The sequence below is a fragment of the Xenorhabdus mauleonii genome (assembly GCF_900113945.1).
GTDB classification, from domain to species: domain Bacteria; phylum Pseudomonadota; class Gammaproteobacteria; order Enterobacterales; family Enterobacteriaceae; genus Xenorhabdus; species Xenorhabdus mauleonii.
This window is the reverse complement of record NZ_FORG01000012.1, coordinates 20417-39628: the sequence shown is the minus strand read 5'-3', so window position 1 is coordinate 39628 and position 19212 is coordinate 20417. Positions and strand designations below refer to the sequence as shown.

Here is a 19212-nt window from a genome sequence, read left to right as displayed (position 1 = left end):
CACTATAATCTCGCGCAACTTTTTTCCGCAAAATACGCTTTTCTGAAATATTCTTAATTTCCAGGATCAAATTTTATGAGTGAAAAATATGTTGTAACGTGGGATATGTTGCAAATACATGCCCGTAAATTAGCCCAACGTTTACTTCCCGCAGATCAGTGGAAAGGCATTATTGCTGTCAGCCGCGGTGGTCTTGTGCCGGGAGCATTGCTTGCTCGTGAATTAGGTATCCGCCATGTCGATACCGTATGTATTTCCAGCTATGATCACGATAACCAGCGTGAATTGACGGTATTGAAAAAAGCGGAAGGTGACGGTGAAGGCTTTATTGTCGTCGATGATCTGGTTGATACCGGTGGTACCGCGAAAGCGATCCGGGATATGTATCCCAAAGCTCATTTTGTAACGATTTTCGCAAAACCAGCAGGTCGTTCACTTGTTGATGATTATGTTGTTGATATTCCGCAAAATACATGGATTGAGCAACCATGGGATATGGGCGTAATGTTTGTTCCACCTATTTGTGAGAAGCCGTAAGATTTTTCTTTTGTCATGACTAAACAAAACCTTTCAGAATCGTTGTTTAAGCCGAAGTTTAAACATCGGGAAACCTCTACGTTGGTAAAATACACTTGCTCAGACTCTATCACTGTCAGTGATAGTGAGCTTGGAGAGAAGCACCGCGAGAATTGGTATCGAAAGATCAATTGGCTCGCTTGGATCTGGAGGGGAGTCGATCCGCTGGAAATCCAAGATGTTCTCAGCCGGATTGCCGTGACAGATGCTGAACGAAGTATCGATCATTTGTTGGATACCGTGGTCGGCTATCGTAGAGGAAACTGGACATTTGAATGGTCACAGCGCGCAATGCACTGGCAGCAGGAAGCATTGCGTGCACAAGAAAGTGCAGAGGCCGGAGCTCATTGGGTAAAGGCTTCTGCATTGTATAGCATTGCCGCTTATCCGCATTTGCGTGGTGATGAGTTGGCCGATCAGGCAATCGCGTTGGCGAATAAGGCTTATGAGAATGCTGCCCGCTTTTCTGACTATGAATTGAAAAAGCTGGATTTTCAGCTGGAAGGAGGCAAGCCTGTTACCGGTTTATTGCATCTTCCTGCTGATTCACAAGGACCTTGCCCGACGATATTGGTGTGTACCAACCTTGATAACGTACAGAGCGATTGCTTGCAGTTGTTTCGTGAGCATTTTTCGCCTCTTGGTTTCGCCATGCTAACGCTGGATATACCTTCTGTTGGCTATTCTGGCAAATTCACTTTGACGCAAGATACTTGCGCACTTCATCAACAAGTTTTGCAGCAATTGGATAATGTGCCGTGGATTGACCATACTCGTATAGGTGTATTTGGTTTTCGTTTTGGGGCAAATATAGCGGTTCGCCTTGCCTATCTAGAACCAAAACTTATTAAAGGGGTAGCGGTGCTTGGGCCGGTTGTTCATGAATTACTGCATGATAAGAAATTACAGCAGAAAATCCCGCCAATGTATTTTGATGTATTGGCTAGCCGATTGGGTATCGGTTTTGTGGATAAAGAAAGGCTGCATTCCGAACTGAGCTGTTATTCTTTGAAAAACCAAGGTTTGTTAGGGCGCCGCTGCACTGTGCCTATGCTTTCGGTGTATTGGGAAGATGATATTTTTAGCCCGAGAAAAGACTCAAGATTAATTGCAATGTCATCAATGGATGGCTCATTGCGAGCTATCCCGGCTAAATCGGTTTATAGTGGATTCAAGCAGTCTTTACACGAAATAAGTGTATGGTTAGAAGATAAAGTTCTATAAAACAAAATTTATTACTTGATATTTTTTAATCATTTGATACAAAGGTGTTCTGTATATAAGGAGACCTTTGTATGACTTTACCCGCAAGTTATTCTAAAAATAAGTTGTTAAAGCGTTTTTCTGCATTAGGGCCGTATGTACGTGAATTAAAATGCCAAAGCGATTATTTTTTCTTTGATTGCTTGGCTGTTTGTGTCAGTGCAAAAGTGGCACCAGAAAAACGAGAATTTTGGGGATGGTGGTTAGAGTTAGAGGCGCAAGAGCAAGGCTTTGTCTATAAATATCAGATAGGTTTATTTGATAAAAATGGTGATTGGCACGCCATGAGTATCAAAAAGAAAACTGATCTTGCACATCTTGAATCAATCTTGCAGGCATTTCACAAACGTCTGGCCGATTCTTTTGATACGCTTAAATTACAGTTGGTTCCATCGCAAAATACCACCCCTCTTCAAACCCAACTTGTAGTATAAGCTGGGTTTAAACACGCTTTTTTTAAATTTTGCGTTATGTCAGTTGGCATAACGCTTCTCTCCTGTTAAAACTAACGTTGGTTTTTAGCCAGCGTTTTTCCTGAATTGATATTTGTTTGAATATGCAATTTCCTTAAACGTATTGTTTCTTCAAGTTGTTTTTTACTTATTGTTTTTTCAATTAACTGTAATGGCAGAAATATGATGAATGGCAGCCAAACATTGGTTGTGAAATTGGGGACGAGCGTATTGACAGGTGGCTCTCGTCGTTTGAATCGGGCCCATATTGTGGAATTGGTTCGCCAGTGCGCTAAACAACATGAAAAAGGCCACCGCATTATTATTGTGACCTCCGGGGCAATTGCCGCCGGACGCGAGCATTTAGGCTACCCGGATCTTCCCGCAACAATCGCGTCAAAACAGTTACTGGCTGCGGTAGGGCAAAGCCGGTTGATTCAGCTGTGGGAGCAGCTTTTTTCTATTTACGGTATCCATGTCGGTCAGATGTTGCTCACTCGCGCAGATCTGGAAGATCGCGAACGTTTCCTTAATGCGAGGGATACGCTTCAGGCGTTGCTGGATAATCACATCGTTCCCATCATTAATGAAAATGATGCTGTCGCGACAGCAGAGATAAAAGTGGGTGACAATGATAATCTTTCAGCATTGGCCGCTATTTTAGGTAGTGCAGATAAGCTCTTGCTCCTGACAGATATCGAAGGGCTTTATACTGCCGATCCCCGCAATAACCCTGACGCCGAATTGATCTCTGAAGTTCATGACATCAGCGATGATCTGAAAATGATGGCCGGGGACAGTGTTTCTGGTTTAGGCACAGGAGGAATGGCCACAAAACTTCAGGCTGCCGGAGTGGCAGGGCGTGCCGGAATTGATGTCGTTATTGCCGCAGGTAACAAAGCGGACGTGATAGCCGATGTCATTGAAGGAAAACCAGTCGGAACACGTTTCCACGGCCTGACGAGTCCAATGGAAAATCGCAAGCGCTGGATTTTTGGTGCGCCTCCTGCCGGGGAAATCATCGTCGATCATGGAGCAGAAACAGCCATTCTGGAAAAAGGCAGCTCTCTGCTGCCAAAAGGGATTAAAAACGTTAAAGGCAACTTCTCCCGCGGTGAAGTTATTTGTATCCGTAGCTTATCTGGCAAGGATTTAGCTCATGGTGTTTGCCGTTATAATAGCGATGCTTTACGTATGATAGCTGGCCACCATTCACAGCAAATCAGCCTGATATTAGGTTATGAATATGGCGCAGTTGCGGTTCACCGTGACGATTTGATCGTAAGTTAATTAGTTGATCGTAATTGATCATGAGTTAAGGATTCCACCATGCTAGAGCAGATTGGAAAAGCCGCCAAAGCAGCTTCATGGCAGTTGGCACAATTGAGCACCAGTCAAAAAAATCAGGCGTTGAATCACATTGCTGATTTGCTGGAAGCAGAAACTGAAATGATCCTTGCTGCCAACCAGCAAGATATGGAACAGGCTCGCGGGCAGGGCATGAGCGAAGCGCTGCTCGACCGCTTGTTACTGACACCGGAACGCTTGAATGCCATCGCCAATGATGTGCGCCAGGTATGCCGTTTAGCAGATCCTGTTGGGCAGGTTATGGACGGGCAAACGTTGGATAATGGGTTGCAATTGAGCCGCCGTCGGGTTCCTCTGGGGGTGATTGGCGTGATTTATGAAGCCCGCCCCAATGTCACTATCGATGTGGCGTCACTGTGTCTGAAAACTGGCAATGCTGTGATACTACGCGGTGGTAAAGAAACCCATCATACCAATCAGGCAATGGTTAAAGTTATTCAGCAAGCACTGGAACAAAGCGGATTGCCTGCTGCGGCGGTTCAGGCAATCAATAAACCCGATCGCGAGCTGGTAGCTGAATTGCTGAAAATGGATCGTTATGTCGATATGTTAATTCCTCGGGGTGGTGCCGGATTGCATAAACTATGCCGTGAACAGTCGACTATTCCCGTAATTACTGGCGGTATTGGTGTTTGTCATACATTTGTAGATGAAAGCATCAATATAGAAAAAGCATTGGAAATTATCACCAACGCTAAAGTTCAGCGACCAAGTGCCTGTAACTCTCTGGAAACCTTATTGGTACATGAAAAAATCGCGGGTGATTTTTTGCCGCTGTTAAGTACCAAAATGAACGAGCAGGGAGTGACACTGCACGCAAGCGCATCAGCAATGCCGCTGCTAAAAGATGGCCCGGCAGCGGTTGTTGAAGTGACAGAAGAAGATTACTCTGATGAGTGGTTATCGCTGGATATGAATGTCGAGATTGTCAGCGATATCGATCAGGCCATTTCCCACATACGTACCTATGGTACGGCTCACTCTGACGCTATTTTGACGGAATCTTTGCAACAGGCTGACCATTTTGTTCGTCATGTAGATTCAGCCGCAGTCTATGTGAATGCAAGTACGCGCTTTACTGATGGAGGTCAGTTCGGTTTGGGGGCAGAGGTTGCTGTCAGCACCCAGAAATTGCATTCCAGAGGACCGATGGGGCTGGATGCGCTGACGACGTATAAATGGATTGGTTATGGTGATTATTTACCCCGCCGATAATGATATTCTGTTTTAATTAGAATTTATTTAACGACAAAAAGTCACACTTAGTTTTAAGTGTGACTTTTTGTTCAATGAAAAATACTTTTTTACACCAGTGTAAATATTTAGTTACTATACTTTGTGTTTTAGGTTTAACTTAATTACTCTTCAGGAAAACAACGAAATGAAACAGACTCTATTCATCGTAGGCGCGCGCGGTGCAGGGAAGACGACAATAGGTAAGTTGTTGGCTGAAGCATTGTCGTACAAGTTTATTGACACTGATGAAAGTGTTCAAGCTACTAGCAAAATGACTATTGCCGATCTTGTTGAACAACATGGTTGGAAATATTTCAGGAAGTTAGAAAGTCAAATATTGAAAATGGTGAGCCAAAGCAAGCATATCGTTTCAACCGGTGGGGGAATGGTCTTGTCGTCAGAAAACCGCGATTATATGCGACAGCATGGGGTCGTGATTTACTTGCAAGCGCCAGCCAACATTCTCATCAATAGATTATCCCTCACACCGGAAAACTCACAGCGCCCTAGCCTGACAGGGAAATCCATCCTCGAAGAGATTGAAGAAGTATTGGCTGAAAGGGAACCTCTGTACTGCGAGTGTGCAGATTTCATTGTTGATGCCAGTTTAGCGACAGAAGATATTGTCAATGACATTAAATCCTATATTTTAAACCAGAAAAATAAGATAATTTGATATATTAATGTATTTTTAGTTTATTTTTTATATGGAGGGGAAATCTTATATATCAGTCAGCCTATACAATTTATAGTATAACCCTATTTACTTACTTTAATTTTTTTTAATTATATTTGAGATATGGATATGCTCTTGAATTTGATTCGGTTACTGATTCGTATACTTTTTAGGGTTACAGTTGAAGGTGATGTTAAGCAGTTCGAACATCCCAAATGCATTATTACACCCAATCATATTTCTTTTTTGGACGGCCTTTTAATCGGGCTGTTTCTGCCAGTCAAGCCAGTCTTCGCTATCTATTCTAATATTGCTACCCGCAATTTCATGAAATTTGTTAAGGCGTATGCGGATGTCGTGCCTCTGGATCCCACCAACCCAATGGCGGTAAGGACATTGGTTAAAGAGGTGGATAAAGGGCGTCCGATTGTTATTTTCCCGGAAGGGAGAATCACCGTAACTGGCTCTCTGATGAAAATTTATGATGGCGCAGCCTTTATCGCTGCTAAATCAGGGGCGAAGGTTGTCCCAATCCGTATTGATGGCGCGGAACAATCCATTTTTGGTCGATTAAAAGGGATTATGAAATTACATTGGTTCCCGAAAATCACCATTAAGATTTTACCTGCCGTTGATCTGCCGATGCCGGAGGCAGCCGATTCAACGGAACGCCGTCGTTTAGCGGGAGAGCATCTCCATGCCATCATGATGAATGTGAGAATGCAAACGCGACCAAAAGAAACACTGTTCAGTGCTTACTTAACCTCTCAAAAACGTTTTGGTCGCTTCAAACCTTGTATCGAAGATGTGAACTTTCAGGAAGATAGTTATCACACATTGCTGAAAAAAATATTGGGTATTAGCCGGATATTCGAACGCTTTACAACAGAAGGTGAGCGGGTAGGTTTATTGTTGCCGAATGCAACGGTAATGGCTGTCGCCATATATGGTGCTTCTGTGAAAGGGCGGGTGCCAGCTCTGCTGAACTATACGGCCGGAAGCAGCGGAATTAAAAATGCCATGCAAGCAGCAACCATCAAAACTATTGTGACATCGCGTCAATTTCTGGAAAAAGGGCAGTTAACGGATTTGCCAGAACAGGTAGCAGAAGCCAATTGGATATATCTCGAAGATTTAAAAGATACGATTACTTGGGAAGATAAATGTTGGGTTTTGTGGCACCTGATTTTTCCTTCCAAAGCTATTATGTCGTCGCAAAAACCTGATGATGACGCATTGATCCTATTTACGTCAGGCTCCGAAGGCGCGCCCAAGGGCGTAGTGCACAGCCATGCCAGTTTAATTGCAAATGTCGAGCAGATAAAAACGATTGCTGATTTTACTCCACAAGATCGCTTTATGTCTTCCTTGCCGCTGTTCCATGCCTTTGGGCTGACAGTCGGTTTATTGACTCCAATAATGACCGGCAGCCGTGTATTTCTCTACCCAAGTCCACTGCATTATCGTGTTGTACCTGAGCTGGTTTATGACTGCAATTGTACGGTGTTATTCGGTACTTCGACTTTCTTGGGAAATTATGCCCGTTTTGCGCATCCGTATGATTTTGCCCGTTTGCGTTATGTTGTAGCTGGTGCAGAAAAATTATCAGAGAGCACCAAGAATATTTGGCAGGATAAATTCGGTATCCGCATTCTGGAAGGCTATGGTGTAACGGAATGTGCGCCTGTTGTAGCAATTAACGTCCCTATGGCAGCAAAAGTGGGAACTGTTGGGCGGATATTACCCGGAATGGAAGCGCGTTTATTGCCAGTGCAAGGTATTGAAAAAGGCGGACGTCTACAATTGCGTGGGCCTAATATCATGAAAGGTTATCTGCGTGTTGAAGCCCCTGAACGCCTGGAACCGCCATCAGCAGAGGATGCGGAAGGGAATAACCAGATAGGTTGGTATGACACCGGAGATATTGTTTACATTGATGAAGAAGGTTTTTGTACGATCAAAGGGCGTGTAAAGCGTTTTGCTAAACTTGCGGGAGAAATGGTTTCCCTTGAAGCGGTAGAGCACATGGCTGCACATGTATCTACTGATGCACAACATGCCGCAACAGCCAAGAGTGATCATAAAAAAGGGGAAGCACTGGTACTGTTCACAACCGATGCCAATTTACAGCGAAATTCAATGCTGGGGATCGCGCGTGAATTGGGCATGCCGGAGCTGGCGGTTCCGCGTGATATCCGTTATATAAAACAACTGCCTTTGCTGGGCAGCGGGAAACCGGATTTTGTCACTTTAAGAAGAATGGCTGAACAGGGGTAAGGAAATGGAAGGTTCTGTGGAGAATAATTCCCTGCTCAATAAGGGAATGAAGGCCGTATTATTATCGCAATTTCTTTCTGCATTTGCTGACAATGCACTCTTATTTACCATCTTGGCTCAATTGAAGGCGGAGGCTTACCCTGAATGGAGTTTGCCGGCCTTGCAAATGGTCTTTGTACTGGCCTACATTGTATTTGCTCCCTTTGTGGGGCAAATTGCTGATCGGTTTTCCAAAGGGCGTGTCATGCTCTTTTCCAATAGTATCAAGCTGATTGGCGCCATGAGTATTTGCATTGATGTAAACCCGTTTGTCGGTTATACCTTGGTCGGAATTGGCGCCGCCGTTTATTCTCCTGCCAAATACGGTATCTTGGGAGAACTGACAGACGAGCGGAGTTTGGTAAAAGCTAATGGCATCATGGAAGCATCAACCATTGCCGCCATTTTAGTGGGTTCAGTCGCCGGTGGTTTTATTTCTGACTTTAGCCTGATACTGGCATTGGGGCTTTGTGCTTTGCTATATGGCGGGGCAGTTGTAGCCAACTTTTATATCCCTCGTTTGCCAGCAGCGCGTCAGGATAAAGGTTGGGTTCTCAAAAAAATGCTGGTGGATTTTATAGCGGTTTGCACCTCACTCTGGCGCAATCAAGAGACGCGATTCTCACTGGTTGGCACCAGCCTGTTTTGGGGAGCGGGAGTGACACTGCGTTTGTTGCTGATTTCATGGGTTCCGCTGGTGCTGGGAATTGAGGGGAATACAACGCCTACATTGATGTCTGCTGTCGTTTCTATTGGTATCATTGCCGGAGCTGGGCTGGCTGCACGCTTTATCACATTGACGACAGTCCGGCGTTGTATGCCCGCTGGTGTTTTGATTGGCATAATGGTCGTTCTGCTGGTTACTCAACAATCAATCTGGCTTTCTTACTTGATATTAATTTTCCTTGGCGCATTTGGCGGGCTTTTCATTGTTCCACTCAATGCGTTATTGCAGGAACATGGCAAGAATAGCATGGGGGCAGGTAAAGCTGTTGCTGTGCAAAATTTCGGTGAAAATAGCGCCATGTTGATTATGCTGGGACTGTATTTGATCGCCATAATGTTGAAAATATCAGTTGTTGCGGTTGGCATTGGTTTTGGTATCTCACTTTCACTGGCCATCGGGGGATTGTGGATTTGGGATATGCTTCGGAAAAATTAATTTAATATCGAATTGAAGGCTTGTTATGGATGAAAAAATCCTGAATCAGCTTAGTATTGAACTGGGAAAAAGATTAAAGCAGAAGAAACTCTCCGTGACCTGTGCTGAATCTTGCACGGGAGGCTGGATTGCTAAAGTAATTACAGATGTTGCGGGAAGTTCAGCTTATTTTAATCGCGGTTTTGTGACATACAGTAATGATGCCAAACATGAAATGCTGGGAGTATCACTGGAATCACTGCAACAGTTCGGCGCGGTAAGTGAACAAATAGTCAAAGAAATGGCAGAAGGGGCACTAAAAATCGCCAAAGCGGATTTTTCTGTTTCTGTCAGTGGTATCGCCGGTCCGGATGGTGGGAGCGAAGAAAAACCAACGGGTACTGTATGGGTTGGATTTGCCTTTTATATTGAGGGCAGTATACAGACCGTAACATACCGCCAGCATTTTATGGGAGATCGTAATGCCGTACGTTTGCAGGCGGTCATTTTTTCTTTAAAAACATTGTTGGACAAAATCATAAAAAATTAACTTGATGCTGTATGATTATACAGTATAATCATACGGCACTTTGGTATCAGAAACAGTTTATCAGCAGTGGGGCAGCCCCTTCATTGCTTGCGAAGGAGTAAACATGGCTAACGATGAAAACAAACAAAAAGCACTAGCAGCAGCGCTCGGTCAAATTGAAAAACAATTTGGTAAAGGTTCCATCATGCGTTTGGGTGAAAACCGCTCGATGGATGTTGAAACCATCTCTACTGGCTCTTTGTCACTGGACATTGCATTAGGCGCAGGCGGTTTGCCGATGGGGCGTATCGTTGAAATATACGGGCCTGAATCTTCCGGTAAAACAACGCTGACATTACAAGTTATTGCCGCTGCCCAACGTGAAGGCAGAACATGTGCTTTTATTGATGCCGAACATGCCCTTGACCCGGTTTATGCTAAAAAGCTGGGTGTAGATATTGATAATCTGTTGTGCTCTCAGCCTGATACAGGCGAACAAGCGTTGGAAATCTGTGATGCATTATCACGTTCTGGCGCGGTTGACGTCATTATTGTTGACTCCGTTGCTGCATTGACACCGAAAGCAGAAATTGAAGGTGAAATCGGCGATTCTCACATGGGGTTGGCAGCACGTATGATGAGTCAGGCCATGCGTAAGCTGGCAGGTAACTTGAAAAACTCAAATACTTTGCTGATCTTCATCAACCAGATCCGTATGAAAATTGGGGTAATGTTTGGTAACCCAGAAACAACGACTGGTGGTAATGCTCTGAAGTTTTATGCTTCTGTCCGTTTAGATATCCGCCGTACTGGCTCGGTGAAAAATGGCGATGAAGTTGTTGGTAGTGAAACACGAGTGAAGGTTGTCAAAAATAAAGTTGCTGCACCATTTAAACAAGCTGAATTCCAGATTCTTTATGGCGAAGGCATTAACACTTTCGGTGAATTGATCGACTTGGGTGTTAAACATAAATTGGTGGAAAAAGCGGGCGCATGGTATAGCTACAATGGCGATAAAATTGGTCAAGGCAAAGCCAACGCAACTATCTATCTGAAAGAGCACCCAGAAGCTGCTGCCGAGTTGGATAAGAAACTGCGTGAGCTGTTGTTAAACAGCACCGGAGATTTCAGCGCTGCCGCAGATTATGAATCAGATTACGAAAATAATGCTGAAGAAGTGAATAACGAAGAGTTCTAATTACTTTTCATACTCACTGTTGCTTGTGTTGTAATTCTCTCTGTAATTTGCAGAGGCAATTTTTTAAGAACCACATCCAAAATGGGTGTGGTTTTTTGTTTTTATGGATAAATACAGCCAATGAATTTCAGAATGGGCTAACAAAATTGCCACTTGGAAGACGAAAGGGATAAACATTATTGAAATGGGCGTATCGAAACTGGCTTAACAAACGGGCTTTAAGAAAATTCCCAGACGAATTACAATGCTGAAAAGCGAATGGATTTATATGGGATTTTACTTCTTACGGAAGACACTCTATCTTAACCCTACTTTAATTTATTCGTGAGTTGAAATGGCAATGTGATATACCATTTCAATTATTCACAAATCTGTTTTTCAGCTTGATTTCGGGACAATTATGAGCAAAAGCACCGCTGAGATCCGTCAAGCGTTTCTTGACTTTTTTCATACTAAAGGGCACCAAATAGTACCAAGCAGTTCATTGGTGCCAACCAATGATCCAACATTGTTGTTCACCAATGCGGGAATGAACCAATTCAAAGATGTCTTTTTGGGTTTGGATAAAAGGCCTTATTCTAGAGCAACAACGGCTCAGCGCTGTGTTCGTGCGGGCGGTAAGCATAACGATTTAGAAAATGTGGGCTACACCGCACGTCACCACACTTTCTTCGAGATGTTGGGTAATTTTAGTTTTGGCGATTACTTCAAGCAAGATGCGATCAAATATGCATGGGAGTTATTGACCAGCAAAGAATGGTTTAATCTGCCAGAAGAAAAATTGTGGGTGACTGTCTATAAGACAGATGATGAAGCCTATGATATTTGGCTCAAAGAAGTTGGTGTTCCAGCAGAAAGAATTATTCGCATAGGCGATAAAGGTGATAAGCCTTTTAATTCTGATAATTTCTGGCAAATGGGTGAAACCGGTCCTTGTGGCCCTTGTACAGAAATTTTCTACGATCATGGCGACCACATTTGGGGTGGACCTCCAGGCAGCCCAGAAGAAGATGGCGATAGATATATTGAAATTTGGAACATTGTTTTCATGCAATTCAATCGTCATGCAGATGGCACCATGGAGCCACTGCCAAAACCTTCCGTCGACACAGGCATGGGATTAGAGCGTATTTCTGCAGTATTGCAGCATGTTAATTCCAACTACGAGATCGATTTATTCCAGAATTTAATTGCTTCGGTCGCTCAGGTTACAGGTGCGTCAGATCTCACCAACAAATCTTTGCGGGTTGTGGCTGATCATATTCGTGCATGCGCATTCTTGATTTGTGATGGCGTTACTCCGTCCAATGAAAATAGGGGATATGTACTGCGCCGTATCATTCGTCGCGCGGTTCGCCATGGAAATATGTTAGGCGCGAAAGAGGCTTTCTTCTATAAACTAGTAGCTCCATTAATTAAAGTCATGGGCGCTGCAGGTGAAGAATTGAGACAGCAGCAATCTTTGGTTGAGCAAGTATTGAAAACCGAAGAAGAGCAATTTGCCCGCACTCTGGAACGTGGCTTGCAATTGCTGGATGAAGAATTGGCTCAGTTATCCGGTGATACCCTTCCGGGAGAAGCGGCTTTCCGTTTGTATGACACTTATGGTTTCCCGGTTGATTTGACTGCGGATGTTTGCCGTGAGCGCAATATTAAAGTTGATGAAGCTGGCTTTGATACCGCAATGGAAAATCAACGCCGCCGTGCTCGTGAATCCAGCGGTTTTGATACCGATTACAATGAGCTGATCAAAGTTGATGGTCGCAGTGATTTCTGTGGTTATGAACACAATGCACAACAAGCTGCTGTGACTGCAATTTTCCGTAATGGTGAATCTGTTGAACAAATTCATGCAGGCGAAGAAGCTGTTGTTATACTGGATAAAACCGCCTTCTATGCTGAATCTGGCGGGCAGGTTGGTGACACAGGTAAATTGTCGAACAATCACGGCGTATTTGAAGTAGCTGATACACAAAAATATGCACAGGCGATTGGCCACATTGGCAAATTGACAAGTGGTAGTTTGAGCGTTAACCATACAGTCAATGCTGAAATCGATGTAGCACGTAGAGATGCTATTCGCTTGAATCACTCAGCAACTCACTTATTGCATTCAGCATTGCGTCAAATTCTGGGAGAACATGTTACCCAGAAAGGTTCTTTGGTTAATGATAAATATCTACGTTTTGACTTCTCCCACTACGAGGCGATGAAACCAGAACAGATCCGTCAGGTAGAGAATTTGGTGAATGAAGAGGTTCGTAAGAATTCCCCAATCGTTACCGAATTGATGGAACTGGAAGAGGCAAAATCTAAAGGTGCCATGGCGCTGTTTGGTGAGAAATACGATGAAAAAGTGCGTGTATTGAGCATGGGGGGTTTCTCTACCGAACTCTGTGGTGGTACTCATGCAAGTCGCACAGGTGATATTGGTTTATTCCGTATATCCAGTGAATCAGGCACGGCTGCCGGAATTCGCCGTATTGAAGCTATTACGGGCCAAACTGCGTTGAATTCTCTTTATCAGCAAGCTGATTTACTACAAGACATTGCTCATTTGGTTAAGGGTGATATCGGTAGCTTAAATGAGAAAGTGAAAACGACACTAGATAGAACCAAGCAATTGGAAAAAGAGTTGCAATTGCTGAAGTCTCAGCAGGCAGCTCAAGAAAGTTCTTCTTTGTCTAGTCAGGCTAAAGAAATTCAGGGTGTCCGTCTTCTGGTAACACAGTTGGGTGATGTTGAACCAAAAATGCTCAGAACAATGGTTGATGACCTGAAAAACCAATTGGGATCAGCAATTATTGTGCTTTCTACGGCAACTGGTGATAAAGTCAGCCTAATTGTTGGTATAACGAAGGATTTGACTGCTAGAATAAAAGCAGGCGATTTAATCTCTTTTGTTGCCCAACAAGTTGGAGGTAAAGGAGGAGGACGTCCTGATCTAGCTCAAGCTGGTGGTACGGATGTAGCGGCTCTTCCTTCAGCATTGGCTAGTGTAGAAGAGTGGGTAACATTGCGGTTATAGTCGGTACTGCCGTGACTGCAACGGCATCATGAAAGTGTTTTTTTATGGTGCCGAATGTTTTTTGTTGTGAAATTGTTGAAATGTTGGGCACATACTTATATTTTAGCTATCCTATAGATGTGGGGAATGTGTTCAAAACTGCTTATAGTTTAAGTAGATATCATTGCTTTACGTTTTCACGGTGTTTGATGGATAATAGCGGGGAAACCTAGAGACCCGACTCTTTTAAATTTTCAAGGAGCAAAGAATGCTTATTCTGACTCGTCGAGTTGGTGAAACACTCATGATAGGCGATGAGGTAACAGTCACAGTACTGGGAGTTAAAGGCAACCAAGTTCGCATTGGTGTAAATGCGCCCAAGGAAGTTTCTGTTCACCGTGAAGAAATTTATCAACGGATCCAGGCAGAGAAATCTCAGCCTACAACTTTTTAATTCAAGAATGGCGTCCATGCTTTTTTAAGACTTGGGCGCTACTCTACTCCTACTTGTGCTCCCCCTACCTCTCTTTTTTGAACCTGGCGGTTTTATTTCTCTCTTTTCAAGCTAATTCCATTCTCTCACGTCTTTTTATTTTCTATCAGTTGAAAAGACCTCGTTCATGAGGCCATAGCGATGAATAATTATTTTTATAAATCCTAATAGTAATTAGGTGGTTTTGCTGTCGATAAAACAGCCCTTTAGACGTTAATCCAATCATTTTGTGTGCGAAGTGTGCAAACGGAAAAAAGTTGCGAAAAATTGTTTGACTTATCAGGCAGGGAAAGTAATATGTGCGCCATCGCAGCGACGAAGAGCTTGAATAAAAGATTCTGAGTTGCAAGTTTTAAAGCGAAGTGTTTTAAAAAATGGTGAGGTGGCCGAGAGGCTGAAGGCGCTCCCCTGCTAAGGGAGTATGTGGTTAAGAGCTGCATCGAGGGTTCGAATCCCTCCCTCACCGCCATTTAAGAAATGCATCCGTAGCTCAGCTGGATAGAGTACTCGGCTACGAACCGAGCGGTCGGAGGTTCGAATCCTCCCGGATGCACCACTTTAAACTCCGCGATTTTTAGGTATCTCAATTCTGTCGAGTCAGGCAATCAAGAGCGCCTGAACAGAAATAGTAAACCGACAATGCATCCGTAGCTCAGCTGGATAGAGTACTCGGCTACGAACCGAGCGGTCGGAGGTTCGAATCCTCCCGGATGCACCATTTTAGTCACCGTGAATTTTAGGTGCGCCAGTTTTGAAAATTCAGGCAATCAAAAGCGCCTGAGCAGAAATAGAAAATCGACAATGCATCCGTAGCTCAGCTGGATAGAGTACTCGGCTACGAACCGAGCGGTCGGAGGTTCGAATCCTCCCGGATGCACCATATTAGACGTTATGATTTTAATCGTGATGTCCGAATTCTGGAATAAGACAAAGAAGAGTGTCTGACCAGAAACAGAAAACTAAAAAATGCATCCGTAGCTCAGCTGGATAGAGTACTCGGCTACGAACCGAGCGGTCGGAGGTTCGAATCCTCCCGGATGCACCATATTAAACCCTTGCCTCCATGAGACAGGGGTTTTTTGTTTTTTTATCCCTTCTCAAACATAACATTTCTTTTATTGTTATTAGGTTATAATTTAATCGATGATGCATAGACATCTTTATGTAATCAGCGACAACCTGACCTGTTTAATATAAAGTAAACTCTTAGTAATAATCTTTTAAAACTCCAAGGGAGGTCAAATTGATCCCGGATGTATCAAAAGCATTGTCATGGTTAGAGGCAAACCCTACGGTATTAAAAGGTATTTGCCGAGGTATTGAACGTGAAACTTTGCGTGTTACTCCAGACGGTCATTTAGCTAAAACTAAGCATCCAAAATCACTTGGTGCTTCTTTAACGCATAAATGGATTACAACTGATTTTGCTGAATCTCTATTGGAGTTTATTACCCCTGTTGATAACAATATAAGTAGAACGGTTGATTTTCTTAAAGATTTACACCGTTATACTGCGCGAAATCTGGATAATGAAAAAATGTGGCCTTTAAGCATGCCATGTTTTATTGATAAAGAAGAAAATATTACGCTGGCCCAATATGGCACATCCAATGTGGGGCGTTTTAAGACTTTGTACCGTGAAGGGCTAAAAAATCGTTATGGCGCATTAATGCAGACGATTTCCGGAGTACATTATAACTTTTCGTTGCCGATAAGTTTTTGGCAAGCTCGGTTAGGTGTGAAAGATGCAGAAACCGGGAAAGAACAAATTTCTGATGGCTATTTTCGCCTGATTCGAAATTATTACCGCTTTGGATGGATTATCCCTTATTTATTCGGCGCATCACCAGCGATTTGCTCCTCATTCTTAAATGGACGAAATACTACATTATCTTTTGAAGAAACAGAAAAAGGGACGTGTTATCTGCCTTATGCGACTTCATTAAGAATGAGTGATCTGGGATATACCAACAAATCGCAAAGCGACCTCAATATTACCTTCAATAACCTCCACACGTATGTCGAAGGTCTGAAGAAGGCCATCCATAAACCGTCTGTCGATTTTGCATCTATTGGCGTGAAAAAAGATGGTAAGTATCTGCAGCTGAATACTAATGTCCTCCAGATAGAAAATGAGTTGTACGCTCCGATACGTCCTAAACGCGTGACAAAAGAAGGAGAATCACCTTCTGATGCCTTGTTAAGAGGCGGCATTGAATACATTGAAGTGCGCTCTTTGGATATTAACCCTTTCAGTGCCATTGGTGTTGATGAAACTCAGATTCGTTTTCTTGACCTATTCTTGATATGGTGTGCTTTGGCAGATGCCCCAGAAATGGGAAATAAAGAACTTGATTGTTGCCGTCAAAATTGGAGTAAGGTGATTTTGGAAGGGCGTAAACCTGATCTACAAATCGCTATTGGCCGTGGTGATGAGCATAAGCCGCTTAAAGTCGTTGGGCAGCAGCTATTTGCAGATCTAGAGCGAGTTGCAGAAGTCTTGGATACTTGCTCAGGAACACAATATCAGTCAGTCTGTAACGAATTGGCATCTATGCTTGAAGATCCATCCTTAACGTTTTCCGGACGCGTATTGGATAAGATGAAAGCGCAGGGGATAGTTGGTTTTGGGTTGGAACTGTCAAACAAATATCATAGTGAATTGATTGAAGAACCTTATTCGATTTTAGATGACGAAAGTTTCTCTACGGAACGCGATGCCTCTGTATCTTTGCAACACAATCTTGAGCAGCAAGACAGCATGAGCTTCGAAGACTATCTGAAACTTCATGCAGGGCGTTAAAAAAAGAAAATGGCCACCAGTGGTGGCCGAATAAAATATCTTAGAGAATAGGGATGATAACAATTTTGCGCGTCTTCATATCTTATGACCAGCCGCAAATAAAAAGGTTTCATTTATCTGAAAAATACTCGTAAAAAAATCTGATGCCTTAGGAGGTAATATTATGCCTTTATTGGACAGTTTTACAGTTGACCATACACGTATGGCTGCGCCAGCTGTTAGAGTTGCTAAGACGATGGATACGCCTCATGGTGATACCATCACGGTATTTGATTTACGTTTCTGCGTCCCTAATAAAGCAGTAATGCCTGAGAGGGGCATTCACACGCTTGAACATCTTTTTGCAGGTTTTATGCGTAACCATTTGAATGGTGATGGTGTTGAAATTATCGACATCTCACCAATGGGTTGCCGCACCGGCTTTTATATGAGCCTGATTGGTGCTCCAGCGGAAACCAGAGTGGCTGAAGCGTGGAAAGCCGCAATGGCAGACGTACTGAAAGTTGAAAACCAGAACCAAATCCCCGAGTTGAATATTTATCAGTGTGGCACTTATGAAATGCACTCATTGAAAGAAGCTCAAGGTATTGCCCAGGGTATTCTGGATGCTGGTGTTCGTGTCAACTATAACGATGAGTTGGCACTGCCTGAAGAAAAATTGGTTGAGCTTCAGGTGTAGTTCATCAAGCGTGATAACCGTCGTACGTTCCTCCCTAAGGCAGGGAGGATATAAGACAAAAAATGGCCTTGCGTAAGGCCATTTTTTGTAAAAAAACTATCCGAATTATTTTTATCTTTACTGATTAGTCTTTTGATTAATCATTATCTTTTTCACTTTTTCCTGCATTTGGGCTTATTTGTGTGACCCGGACTTGCTTAATGACATTGTCGTGTACTGCAAGAACTTCAAAATTATATCCATTAATCTGAACTTGAGCGTGTAACTCAGGGATCTCGCCTAACTCTTCCAGAACCATTCCATTCATTGTTCTTGGACCATCTTCGGGCAATGCCCAATCAAATGCTTTATTCAGTTCACGGATATTAGCTGTACCATCAACCAACACAGTGCCATCACTTTGAGGAAGTACTTCTTCCGCCAGGCTCGGGGACATAGATGTAGTAAAATCGCCGACAATTTCTTCTAAAATATCTTCAACTGTCACAAGCCCTTGGATATCGCCATATTCGTCAACGATCAATCCCACTTTTTCCTTGTTGCGTTGGAAATTCACGAGTTGGGTATTTAATGGGGTACTGACAGGAATAAAATAAATTTTATCCGCAGCTTTGATAAGGTTTCTTTTCGTAAACTCTTTTTTCTCCATCATTAACCGATAGGCTTCGCGCACCCGCAGCATTCCGATCGCGTCATCAAGAGAGTCACGATAAAGCACAATTCTTCCATGTGGAGAATGTGTCAGCTGCCTGATAACGAATTTCCAGTCAGCATTAATGTCAATGCCAACAATCTCATTACGGGGCACCATAATGTCGCCAACAGTGACCTTCTCAAGATCGAGGATTGAAATCAGCATGTCTTGGTTGCGGCGCGATAAATGCGTGTTTGATTCATTTACGATCGTACGTAACTCGTCTTTACTGACCGAATCATTGCGGATATTTGAGGTCTGAATGCCCAGGCAACGCATGAACAGCAAACTAATCCTGTTAAATGCCCAAACAAGGGGCAGCATGATTTTTTCTAGTGGCTTCAGCAGAAAGCTGCTTGGGAAAGCCACTTTTTCAGGATAAAGCGCAGCAATCGTCTTTGGCATTACTTCGGAGAAAATAAGGATCACGAAAGTTAATATGCCTGTCGCAATAGCAACACCCATATCGCCATAAAGACGCATACCTACGATAGTCGCGAGCGAAGATGCCAGAATATTGATGAGGTTGTTACCAATAAGGATAAGGCTGATAAGCCTGTCCGGGTGACGCAGCAGAGATTCAACCCTTCGCGCAGGCGTGCTCCCTTGTTTGGCTAAATGGCGTAAGCGGTAGCGATTAATTGTCATCATGCTGGTTTCTGAGGCTGAAAAATAGGCCGAAACGATGACCATGACAACAAGAATTATAATGAGTGTGCCTGTTGAGACGTGCTCCAAAACAGAATTCCTTCCTAATATTTATACGAACTGGCTACAGTGA

The 19212-nt window shown here is 43.4% G+C and carries 15 protein-coding genes and 5 tRNA genes; 19 read left to right on the top strand and 1 reads right to left on the bottom strand.

The genetic code is table 11. From position 1 onward, the window contains the following. Positions 1–75: 75 nt before the first annotated feature. The 19 genes from gpt to luxS all read left to right on the top strand — a co-directional run bounded on the left by gpt (position 76) and on the right by luxS (position 17737). Positions 76–537, top strand: a complete 462-nt coding sequence (gene gpt, locus BM100_RS12740) for a xanthine phosphoribosyltransferase (protein ID WP_092511507.1) — start codon at positions 76–78, stop codon at positions 535–537. Positions 538–552: 15 nt separating this feature from the next. After that, the gene (gene frsA / locus BM100_RS12735; protein WP_092511505.1) at positions 553–1800 is read left to right on the top strand and encodes an esterase FrsA; all 1248 of its coding nucleotides are present in this window, start codon (positions 553–555) and stop codon (positions 1798–1800) included. Positions 1801–1871: 71 nt separating this feature from the next. Continuing rightward, a complete protein-coding gene (gene crl / locus BM100_RS12730; protein WP_092511503.1) occupies positions 1872–2273 on the top strand; it encodes a sigma factor-binding protein Crl in 402 nt (133 codons plus the stop codon). Between the two features lie 204 nt (positions 2274–2477). Next, the gene (gene proB / locus BM100_RS12725; protein ID WP_092511649.1) at positions 2478–3581 is read left to right on the top strand and encodes a glutamate 5-kinase; all 1104 of its coding nucleotides are present in this window, start codon (positions 2478–2480) and stop codon (positions 3579–3581) included. A gap of 39 nt (positions 3582–3620) precedes the next feature. Continuing rightward, complete coding sequence (proA, locus tag BM100_RS12720) at positions 3621–4874, top strand: glutamate-5-semialdehyde dehydrogenase (protein ID WP_092511500.1); 1254 nt, start codon at positions 3621–3623, stop codon at positions 4872–4874. A gap of 166 nt (positions 4875–5040) precedes the next feature. After that, positions 5041–5571: a shikimate kinase AroL gene (gene aroL / locus BM100_RS12715; RefSeq protein WP_092511498.1), complete on the top strand. Its 531-nt coding sequence runs from the start codon at positions 5041–5043 to the stop codon at positions 5569–5571. A 129-nt stretch (positions 5572–5700) separates the two neighbouring features. Further along, a complete protein-coding gene (gene aas, locus BM100_RS12710) occupies positions 5701–7848 on the top strand; it encodes a bifunctional acyl-ACP--phospholipid O-acyltransferase/long-chain-fatty-acid--ACP ligase (protein ID WP_092511496.1) in 2148 nt (715 codons plus the stop codon). A 4-nt stretch (positions 7849–7852) separates the two neighbouring features. Continuing rightward, positions 7853–9049 carry a lysophospholipid transporter LplT gene (gene lplT, locus BM100_RS12705; RefSeq protein ID WP_092511494.1) on the top strand — a complete coding sequence of 399 codons (1197 nt, stop codon included), beginning with the start codon at positions 7853–7855 and terminating at the stop codon, positions 9047–9049. A gap of 25 nt (positions 9050–9074) precedes the next feature. Continuing rightward, complete coding sequence (gene pncC, locus BM100_RS12700; protein WP_092511492.1) at positions 9075–9578, top strand: nicotinamide-nucleotide amidase; 504 nt, start codon at positions 9075–9077, stop codon at positions 9576–9578. A 103-nt stretch (positions 9579–9681) separates the two neighbouring features. Continuing rightward, a complete protein-coding gene (gene recA / locus BM100_RS12695) occupies positions 9682–10755 on the top strand; it encodes a recombinase RecA (RefSeq protein ID WP_092511490.1) in 1074 nt (357 codons plus the stop codon). 400 nt (positions 10756–11155) lie between these two features. Beyond that, positions 11156–13783 (top strand): alanine--tRNA ligase, encoded by a 2628-nt coding sequence (alaS, locus tag BM100_RS12690; RefSeq protein WP_092511488.1) that lies wholly within the window; start codon positions 11156–11158, stop codon positions 13781–13783. Positions 13784–14030: 247 nt separating this feature from the next. Next, the gene (gene csrA, locus BM100_RS12685) at positions 14031–14216 is read left to right on the top strand and encodes a carbon storage regulator CsrA (RefSeq protein WP_010845367.1); all 186 of its coding nucleotides are present in this window, start codon (positions 14031–14033) and stop codon (positions 14214–14216) included. 415 nt (positions 14217–14631) lie between these two features. Then, positions 14632–14724 (top strand) — tRNA-Ser (locus tag BM100_RS12680). A 10-nt stretch (positions 14725–14734) separates the two neighbouring features. After that, positions 14735–14811 (top strand) — tRNA-Arg (locus tag BM100_RS12675). Between the two features lie 85 nt (positions 14812–14896). Further along, a tRNA-Arg gene (locus tag BM100_RS12670) sits at positions 14897–14973 on the top strand. Positions 14974–15058: 85 nt separating this feature from the next. Next, positions 15059–15135 (top strand) — tRNA-Arg (locus BM100_RS12665). Positions 15136–15223: 88 nt separating this feature from the next. Continuing rightward, positions 15224–15300, top strand: a tRNA-Arg gene (locus BM100_RS12660). A gap of 198 nt (positions 15301–15498) precedes the next feature. Continuing rightward, a complete protein-coding gene (gene gshA, locus BM100_RS12655) occupies positions 15499–17058 on the top strand; it encodes a glutamate--cysteine ligase (RefSeq protein ID WP_092511486.1) in 1560 nt (519 codons plus the stop codon). Between the two features lie 163 nt (positions 17059–17221). Further along, positions 17222–17737, top strand: coding sequence for an S-ribosylhomocysteine lyase (luxS, locus tag BM100_RS12650; protein WP_092511484.1), 516 nt, complete (start codon positions 17222–17224; stop codon positions 17735–17737). Between the two features lie 136 nt (positions 17738–17873). On the opposite strand, the gene BM100_RS12645 is transcribed toward luxS, so the two are convergent. Then, entirely contained in the window at positions 17874–19169 is a 1296-nt protein-coding gene (locus BM100_RS12645) for an HlyC/CorC family transporter (protein WP_139216961.1), read from the bottom strand. Between the last annotated feature and the right edge of the window lie 43 nt (positions 19170–19212).

Bases quoted from the DNA above. Each gene is read 5' to 3' on its own strand.
- proA (WP_092511500.1), top strand. From the start codon at position 3,621: ATGCTAGAGCAGATTGGAAAAGCCGCCAAAGCAGCTTCATGGCAGTTG.
- alaS (WP_092511488.1), top strand. From the start codon at position 11,156: ATGAGCAAAAGCACCGCTGAGATCCGTCAAGCGTTTCTTGACTTTTTT.
- aas (WP_092511496.1), top strand. From the start codon at position 5,701: ATGCTCTTGAATTTGATTCGGTTACTGATTCGTATACTTTTTAGGGTT.
- recA (WP_092511490.1), top strand. From the start codon at position 9,682: ATGGCTAACGATGAAAACAAACAAAAAGCACTAGCAGCAGCGCTCGGT.
- aroL (WP_092511498.1), top strand. From the start codon at position 5,041: ATGAAACAGACTCTATTCATCGTAGGCGCGCGCGGTGCAGGGAAGACG.
- pncC (WP_092511492.1), top strand. From the start codon at position 9,075: ATGGATGAAAAAATCCTGAATCAGCTTAGTATTGAACTGGGAAAAAGA.
- luxS (WP_092511484.1), top strand. From the start codon at position 17,222: ATGCCTTTATTGGACAGTTTTACAGTTGACCATACACGTATGGCTGCG.
- frsA (WP_092511505.1), top strand. From the start codon at position 553: ATGACTAAACAAAACCTTTCAGAATCGTTGTTTAAGCCGAAGTTTAAA.
- proB (WP_092511649.1), top strand. From the start codon at position 2,478: ATGAATGGCAGCCAAACATTGGTTGTGAAATTGGGGACGAGCGTATTG.
- csrA (WP_010845367.1), top strand. From the start codon at position 14,031: ATGCTTATTCTGACTCGTCGAGTTGGTGAAACACTCATGATAGGCGAT.
- crl (WP_092511503.1), top strand. From the start codon at position 1,872: ATGACTTTACCCGCAAGTTATTCTAAAAATAAGTTGTTAAAGCGTTTT.
- gpt (WP_092511507.1), top strand. From the start codon at position 76: ATGAGTGAAAAATATGTTGTAACGTGGGATATGTTGCAAATACATGCC.
- lplT (WP_092511494.1), top strand. From the start codon at position 7,853: ATGGAAGGTTCTGTGGAGAATAATTCCCTGCTCAATAAGGGAATGAAG.